This is a genomic window from Corynebacterium sp. KPL2734 (assembly GCF_040225595.1).
Classification (GTDB): domain Bacteria; phylum Actinomycetota; class Actinomycetes; order Mycobacteriales; family Mycobacteriaceae; genus Corynebacterium; species Corynebacterium rhinophilum.
Genome location: NZ_JBEHFO010000007.1, coordinates 107,265 through 114,368 on the forward strand (window position 1 = coordinate 107,265; position 7,104 = coordinate 114,368).

Sequence of the window (7,104 nt, forward strand, 5' to 3'; positions counted from 1 at the left end):
TATGATTGCAACGACCTTTATCCACACGTCCGACTTCCAGCTGGGAATGACCCGCTGGTTCTTGAAGGGGGAGGCGCAAGGTCGTTTCAACGATGACCGCGAGTCCGCCATCATGCACCTAGGCCAGCTCGCGGAGGAGGTCGGCGCGCAGTTCATCGTCGTGGCGGGCGATGTATTTGAACACAATGCGCTCTCCCGGGAGATCTTGGCGCGCGCCACTGAGATGTTTAAGCGCCTGCCGGTACCGGTGTATGTGCTGCCCGGAAACCACGATCCGCTGGTCGCGGACTCGGTATTTTATCGCACCAGCGCCGACAACGTGCACGTCATCGCGGATTCAGAACCCATCGCGGTGGGCAAGGGCGTGGAATTGGTGGGGGCGCCGTACTTGTCCAAACGCGCCAACCACGACTTGGTGCGCCAGGCCTTGGAGCCGCTCGAACCCACGGAGGGAATCCGGATTGCTGTGGGCCATGGACAGGTGGATTCGCGTACTAGCGGGGGAGATGCCGATACCATCGACTTGGAATTCGTAGAGCAGTGCTTGGAGCGTGGGGTGATCAATTACTTGGCGCTGGGCGATACCCACTCGACGGCCAGCCTGGGAAAGACCGGCCGCGTCTGGTTCTCTGGCAGCCCGGAGACCACGGACTTTAAGGAATGCTCCACCGGTGGCGGCGAGGCCGATTCCGGGAATGCGTTGGTGGTAAGGATTGAGGGGGAAGATATAGACATCGATAAGCGCAGCATCGGGCGCTGGACGTTTGAGGCCCTCGATGCCTCCGTCAATTCCATCGAGGATGTCGAGCGCTTCTTGCGCAGCCTCGAGGAGTACCCGGATAAGGTGCGCACGGCGATTAAATACAGCCTGCAGGGGACCCTCGGTATTGCGGCGCATGCCCGGCTCCAGCGCGGGCTGGATGAGTTGGAGGCGGTCTTTGCCTCGCTGCGCCCGCGCGAGCGAACCATGGACCTGTTCTTGGAGCCTAGCGAAGACGAACTAGCCAACCTGGACATTTCCGGCTATGCCGCCGACGCCCTGCAGGAGCTGCTGGATAACCGAGAGGATCCGGTGGCCCGCGACGCCGCCAATATGCTATTTCGCCTGGAGGGATAAACCACATGCGCATCCACAGCTTAGAGATTAAAAACGTCCGCGGCATCGAGCACCTGGTTTTAGATGATCTGCCAGAAACCGGGGTGGTGGTTATCCACGGCGAGAACGAGGCCGGTAAATCCACCATCGTGGAGGCCCTCGATGTGGTGTTGACGGAAAAACACACGGCGCGCCCCAGCGGCATCCGGGACTTACAGCCGGTGGGCAAGGACGTCTCACCGGAGGTCATCGCGGATATTTCGGTAGGGCAGTACCGCTTTCGCATTGCCAAGCGATGGCTGCAGAAGAAGTACTGTGAGCTGGCCATATCGTCCCCGCGCCACGCGCAATATACCGGGCGCCAGGCCGATGACGAGCTGGAACAAATCTTAAGCCAGAACATGGATCGCCAGCTTCTCGATGTTCTCTTTATGCGCCAGGATGACTCCAATGACGCCATCTCCGCGGTGGCCATCCCGTCGCTGACGCAGGCCCTCGAGCAGGAGTCCGGCCTGGCAGAGGACGAGGTATCCGGCGATGATTCCCAGCTTTTGGGCAAGGTAGATAAGGAATACAAGCGCTACTACACCGAAAAGACGGGCAAGGCAGCCGGCGAGTATAAAAAGGCCCAGGAGACTGTGGAGCGTGCCGAGCAGGAGTTGGAGGAAGCTTCCGCTGCGGTGCGCGGGCTCGATTCCGTGGTGGAGCGCTACGAGCACCTGGAACGCCAGCAAGAAGAAGCCGAAGCGCAGCTACCCGCGGCTCGCCAGGACCTCGCCGAGAAACAAGCCGCCGCGGACGAAGCCGTGCAGGCCCAGCACCAGGTGGATGCGCACAAGGCCGAGCTCACCCGCGCCAAGGAGGATTTCCAACGCGCTAAGGACGCGCAATCTAAGCGCCGGGAATTGGCCGAGGCACTCGACACCTCAGGCACCGCAAAGTCGAGCGCTGCGGATAAGCTTGCGACCGCCCGCGAGAAGGCCGCGGAGGAAAACGAGAAGAAAGAGGCGGTGGAAAAGAAGCTGGCCACCGCCAAAGAGGACTACGCCACCGCGCGCACAACGCTCAAGCTGGCGCGGGCGTATCAGGACAAGGAGACCTTCCAGCGCCTGGATAAGCGCCTGCTCAAGGTGGAGGAACTGGCACGTGGTGTGGAGAAGGCCCAAGCGGAAATCGCCCAGCGCGGGCGCGAGATGACCGCCGCGGATGTCGAGGAACTCCGCAAGGCTGATGCCGATCTGTCGCTAGCCAAGCGCCTGCATGATGCCACCGCCGCTAAGGTGGAATTTTCCGGTCCGGAGGGCGCGGAGATTGGAGTTGATGGGAATCGGGTGGACATCGGCAAGCAGCCCGCAATTGAGCTTGTCGATGGCCGCGAAATCACCATCGGCGATATCACCGCCCGCTTTGTGGCTGGCGCGTACTCTTCAGATAAGACCCAGCGCGAGGTGGAACAGGCCGAGGCACGCCTGCAGGAGCTTTTCGATGCCACCGGCGTGGGCTCCATCGCCGCCGCCGAGGACCTGCACAAGGCACACAGCGAGCAGAATGCCGAGTTGGATGCGGCAACGCGCAAGCTCGAGGGCGAGCTGGGGCCGGATGATTTGGGCGAATTGCGCGCCCAGCACGCGGCACTCAAGGAGAAGGTCGCCGGGCTCGATGATGCCCCGGCCATGGATTTATCCGCTGCGGAGGAGGCGGAGGAAGAGGCGCGCGAGCTTGTCGATGCCCTCGACCGCGAGCTAATTCCCTTCCGCGATAGCCGCATCGCCCACGACGTGGTGCGCCTGGAAGCCGAGCTCGAGGCCGCCACCGAGAAGGCCGAACGTGCCGAGCGCGAGTTGGCTGAAGCGCGAGAGAAAAACTCCGATGCCGGCCTAGAAGAAGAGGCAAAGCGGTTGGGTGTTTTGGTAGGCAAGCTGCAAGAACAGCTTTCTGAGATGGAGGCCGTGGACCTGGCTACCACCCAAGACTTGGTAGAGGGCGCGCAATCGCACCTAAAGTACCTGCAAAATCAGATACAAGATTCCAAGGTGGAGCTGGGCAAGCTGTCGAGCGAGATTAATTATCACTCCGGCGCGGCAGAGCGTGAGCAGCAGGCGCAAGCGGAAGCAGAAATGGCGCAGGCGGTGTTAGAAAGCGTGGAAAAACGCGCGCTGGCGGCGCGCTACCTGCGCGAGTTGCTGCTCAAGCACCGCGATGCCGCGCGTCAGCGCTATGCCGAGCCCTTCGTGGAGGTGCTCGCTCAACTGTCCCGCACCATTTACGGCGGGGATATCAGCTTTGAATTGGCAGACGATCTCTCCGTTACCGCGCGCACCCGCGATAATGAAACGGTGGCCATGACCAGCCTGTCTGGCGGCGCGCGCGAGCAGCTGGCCATCCTTACCCGCTTTGCCATCGCGCGCTTGGTGGCGGGGGAGGAAACCGTGCCGGTCATCGTCGATGACGCGCTGGGTTCTACCGACGCGCACCGCCTGCAATTAATGTCCACCCTGTTCTCACAGGTAGGCCGCGAGAACCAGGTTTTGGTCTTTACCTGCATGCCGCAACGCTATTCGCGGGTGCTCGGGCGCAGCGAGCGCGACATCGCCATGCTGAAGGGGGTAATCTAGTCCTTATGTCTGAACAAACCCGCTGGTTAAACGATGATGAACAGGAGCTATGGCGCCTATTATTGGCTGCGACCCGCAAGATAGATAGGGGCATGGACGAGACCCTTAAGGCGGGCGGGGAGATCTCCGTGTCCGAATTCGCGGTCTTGGTATCCCTCTCGGAAGCCCCAGATCAGCACCTGCGCCTGCGCGATCTGTGCACGGAGCTGGCCTGGGATCGCTCGCGCGCCTCCCACCAAGTCACCCGCATGGAAAAGCGCGGGCTCTTGGTCAAGGAAAAGACCACCGATGATGGCCGCGGGGTCAACGTGCACATCACGGAGGCTGGGCTCCACCACCTCGAGCGCGCGGCCCCCGAGCACGTGGAATCCGTCCGCCGCTTGGTCTTCGACCACCTCCATGAGGATGACGTTCCCGCGCTCAAGCGCTTTTTCCACGGGGTATTGCAGGTCAATAATATCCCCGGCTATTCGGGATTCGTCCCGGATTCTTTATTAAATGGAGGAAAATAATACCGCCATGATGGGACAAGAACTTTTCGAGCACCCTAAAAAGCAGCATAAAGCGTATGGCTTAACGGCCTTGGGTGAGCTGGGCCAGCGCATTGGTGACCCAGAGGCTTTTGCCGAGGACCGTGCCGATGCCGATCAGCTTGCCGCGATGGAGGAAGCCCTGGAAACCTATCCCGATTCTGCAGTGACCTTTGATGAGGATGCCGATGCCTGGATTGTGGGTGCGGAAGAGGATATCGAGAAAATGTTCGCGGACCGCGAGGCATTCCTTGAGGCATTATTAAATAACGAAGATCCGGGGATCTAATGCCACCGCGGAGACCATAAACTGTTAAGATACTTTTAGTTAATCTTCGGTGAAGCGAGAGGTTTTATCATTATGAACGAGCGCGAGGCTCAAGAACAACGCGAGGCGGCGGCCCGCCAGCAATCCGAGGGCTGGGTTTCCGTTTTTGTCCAGTGGATTCCTTGCATGCTGCTGGCCCTAGTGCTGCTCGGTGCCATGTTCTTTGGCATGTACTACATCGAGCACGGCACGTTGGATATCACCCAGCCGATCACCAACGAATTCATCGTTGAGTAATCCTGCGCAGTAGAAAAATCCGGCCTCCCCTTGGAAAGTGGGAGGCCGGATTTATTTTTATTTCTTGAGCGCCTGGCGCCAGGTCATCTTCTTGCCATTATTCAAAATGGCACGGCGGTAGATGCGCGCGACAACGATGAGAATCAGCACGGTAACAACAGCGAGGACCGCATAGCTTCCCGCCAAGCCCAGCCAGCTCATATTGCCGCTAGCAACTTGGAGGGGAGCGACCAACATGGAGATCGGCGGCACCCAGCCCATCACCTGCATCCAGGTGGCATCCAAGTTCGTCCAGCCAAACATAGTGATATACATGGTGGCAAAGACGAGGAGCAGGATGGGCATCTGCGTCGATTGCAGATCCTCGGTGCGCTGCACCATGGAGCCAGCTGCGGCGTAGAGACTGCCGAAGAACAAGAGGCCGAGGATTTCCCCGACGAGGAGGGCAGCGATTAGACCATAATCGAGCTGGATTTCGCTCGCTGCGCCAGTAAATGCCAGGGAGGCTACGCCGCCGGCCAGGATGAGGAAGGTGCCGAGTAGCCCGATGATGGTATTGCCAATGACCTTGCCGGCCAAGAAATCCACCGGGCGCACCGTGGACAGGATGATTTCGACCACGCGCGAGGATTTCTCTTCTGTAACGCGGCCGCCGATGAGCCCGGCGAAGGTCATGATGGAAAAGACCACCACCATGGAGGCGATAAGGACAATGGCAACGGTGCCCATCTGGGCCTCGGAAGTCTCATCGGCTTCCAGATCGACCGCGGTCACTTCGGCTGATGGGGTGGCGGCGGCAAGCTCTTGGGCATCAATATTCAGCGTATTTAAGGCCTCTGCCTGCGCCTGCGCTGCGACCACCTGATTGACCGTGGTGGAGATGGTGGTGGAGGCAGTGCCGTTGGCCAAAAGCTCCCACCCCTCGTCGCCGGCGGGCACGAGCGCGGCGTCGACATCGCCGGCATCGATAAGCTGCACCGCGCCATCCCGGTCATCGGCGGCCTGGGCCTCCAGCCCGGAATCAGCGAATGCGTCTGCCTCCATGCCCACCACGGCGACGGAATCTGGTTCATCGTCACCACCGGAGAGCAAGTCAATGATAATGGGGGTGGCGATGGCACCAATGATAAGCAGCAGCATCATGATGACAACGGATTTGGTCTTAAGAGCAACCGCCATTTCGCGCTTGGCGACGGTCCCTATGGTCTTCATTGCCGAATACTGCATGGGCTAGGCCTCCTCGGTGGTGGTGCTGGTGACGACGTCTTGGAAAAGCTCGGTAAGGTCTGGGACCTTGAGGCCGAAGGAGTGAACAGGGCCAGCGGCCATGGCAGCGCGCAAGATGGCTTGGTCATCGGTGCCGTCATCGGCCTCGAGCACCACGCCCTGGTCAGTTTCCTCAACCAAGTGAGTGCCCTCCGGGTACCACCCGCGCGCAGGGGTTTCCACCGCATAGCGCGAGGCGCCTTGGGTGCGCAGCTCGTCTACCGTGCCTTCTGCCACCATGCGGCCTTGCGTGACGATGCCTACGTGATCGCACAGGCGCTGCACCAAGTCCAGCTGGTGGGAGGAAAAGACCACCGGCACCCCGCGGGCGGCGCGCTCGCGCAGCATGTCAGACATGACATTGACCGCAACGGGGTCCAAGCCGGAAAAGGGCTCATCCAGGATCAACATATCGGGGTCATGGATGAGGGAGGCGGCCAGCTGCACGCGCTGCTGGTTGCCCAAGGACAAGTCATCCAGCTTGTCTTTCTGGCGTTCACCTAGCCCTAGCTGCTCCAGTAGCTCCGTGCCGGATTTCTGGGCGGCCTGCTTGCTCATGCCGTGCAGGGTGCCCAGGAACGTCAGCTGGCTAAGCAGCGGTTCCTTGCCGTAGAGTCCGCGCTCTTCGGGCATATAGCCAATGCGGCGGCGGTTATCGTCATTAATGGGGGAGCCATCGAAATAAACTTCGCCGGAGTCTTTCGCGAGCACTCCCAGCGCGATGCGCATGGTGGTGGACTTGCCCGCACCATTGGAACCGACGAAGCCGAAGATTTCGCCCTCCTGCACGCTAAAGGTCATATCCCGCAGCGCTCGGACACTGCCAAAGGATTTATTGAGATGGTCGATCTCTAAGGTGGGCAAGGGGGATCCTCCATGGCTCGCCTATACTGCATAACTTTCGTGGTTCTAGATGCCTTAGTATTTCATAAACCTAACAGTTTTTCTATGGAAAGGCGGATTCTAAGGATCGTGGAAACACCTGACCTTGATTGGTGGTGTTTGTGGTGTCGAGTCGTTGGGATCCTTCGC

The 7,104-nt window shown here is 60.0% G+C and carries 7 protein-coding genes; 5 read left to right on the forward strand and 2 right to left on the reverse strand.

Annotated elements, in window-relative coordinates; genetic code table 11:
* Position 1 precedes the first annotated feature (1 nt).
* From ABRP88_RS06630 to ABRP88_RS06650, 5 genes are all read left to right on the forward strand, one after another.
* On the forward strand, positions 2 to 1,117 hold the full coding sequence (locus tag ABRP88_RS06630; RefSeq protein ID WP_349836690.1) for a metallophosphoesterase family protein: 1,116 nt from the start codon (positions 2 to 4) through the stop codon (positions 1,115 to 1,117).
* 5 nt (positions 1,118 to 1,122) lie between these two features.
* Complete coding sequence (locus ABRP88_RS06635) at positions 1,123 to 3,711, forward strand: AAA family ATPase (protein WP_349836691.1); 2,589 nt, start codon at positions 1,123 to 1,125, stop codon at positions 3,709 to 3,711.
* A gap of 5 nt (positions 3,712 to 3,716) precedes the next feature.
* The gene (locus ABRP88_RS06640) at positions 3,717 to 4,223 is read left to right on the forward strand and encodes a MarR family winged helix-turn-helix transcriptional regulator (protein WP_023026318.1); all 507 of its coding nucleotides are present in this window, start codon (positions 3,717 to 3,719) and stop codon (positions 4,221 to 4,223) included.
* Positions 4,210 to 4,530 carry a molecular chaperone GrpE gene (locus tag ABRP88_RS06645; RefSeq protein WP_349836692.1) on the forward strand — a complete coding sequence of 107 codons (321 nt, stop codon included), beginning with the start codon at positions 4,210 to 4,212 and terminating at the stop codon, positions 4,528 to 4,530. The genes ABRP88_RS06640 and ABRP88_RS06645 overlap by 14 nt, the downstream gene beginning before the upstream one ends.
* Positions 4,531 to 4,602: 72 nt before the next feature.
* A complete protein-coding gene (locus ABRP88_RS06650; protein WP_023026320.1) occupies positions 4,603 to 4,806 on the forward strand; it encodes a hypothetical protein in 204 nt (67 codons plus the stop codon).
* A gap of 57 nt (positions 4,807 to 4,863) precedes the next feature.
* Here ABRP88_RS06650 and ABRP88_RS06655 read toward each other — a convergent pair whose 3' ends face one another.
* Both ABRP88_RS06655 and ABRP88_RS06660 read right to left on the reverse strand, forming a co-directional pair.
* Positions 4,864 to 6,033: an ABC transporter permease gene (locus tag ABRP88_RS06655; RefSeq protein ID WP_349836693.1), complete on the reverse strand. Its 1,170-nt coding sequence runs from the start codon at positions 6,031 to 6,033 to the stop codon at positions 4,864 to 4,866.
* Positions 6,034 to 6,036: 3 nt separating this feature from the next.
* Entirely contained in the window at positions 6,037 to 6,936 is a 900-nt protein-coding gene (locus ABRP88_RS06660; protein ID WP_284853510.1) for an ABC transporter ATP-binding protein, read from the reverse strand.
* Positions 6,937 to 7,104 lie beyond the last annotated feature (168 nt).

Bases quoted from the DNA above. Each gene is read 5' to 3' on its own strand.
- ABRP88_RS06640 (WP_023026318.1), top strand. From the start codon at position 3,717: ATGTCTGAACAAACCCGCTGGTTAAACGATGATGAACAGGAGCTATGG.
- ABRP88_RS06650 (WP_023026320.1), top strand. From the start codon at position 4,603: ATGAACGAGCGCGAGGCTCAAGAACAACGCGAGGCGGCGGCCCGCCAG.
- ABRP88_RS06635 (WP_349836691.1), top strand. From the start codon at position 1,123: ATGCGCATCCACAGCTTAGAGATTAAAAACGTCCGCGGCATCGAGCAC.
- ABRP88_RS06645 (WP_349836692.1), top strand. From the start codon at position 4,210: ATGGAGGAAAATAATACCGCCATGATGGGACAAGAACTTTTCGAGCAC.
- ABRP88_RS06655 (WP_349836693.1), bottom strand. From the start codon at position 6,033: ATGCAGTATTCGGCAATGAAGACCATAGGGACCGTCGCCAAGCGCGAA.
- ABRP88_RS06630 (WP_349836690.1), top strand. From the start codon at position 2: ATGATTGCAACGACCTTTATCCACACGTCCGACTTCCAGCTGGGAATG.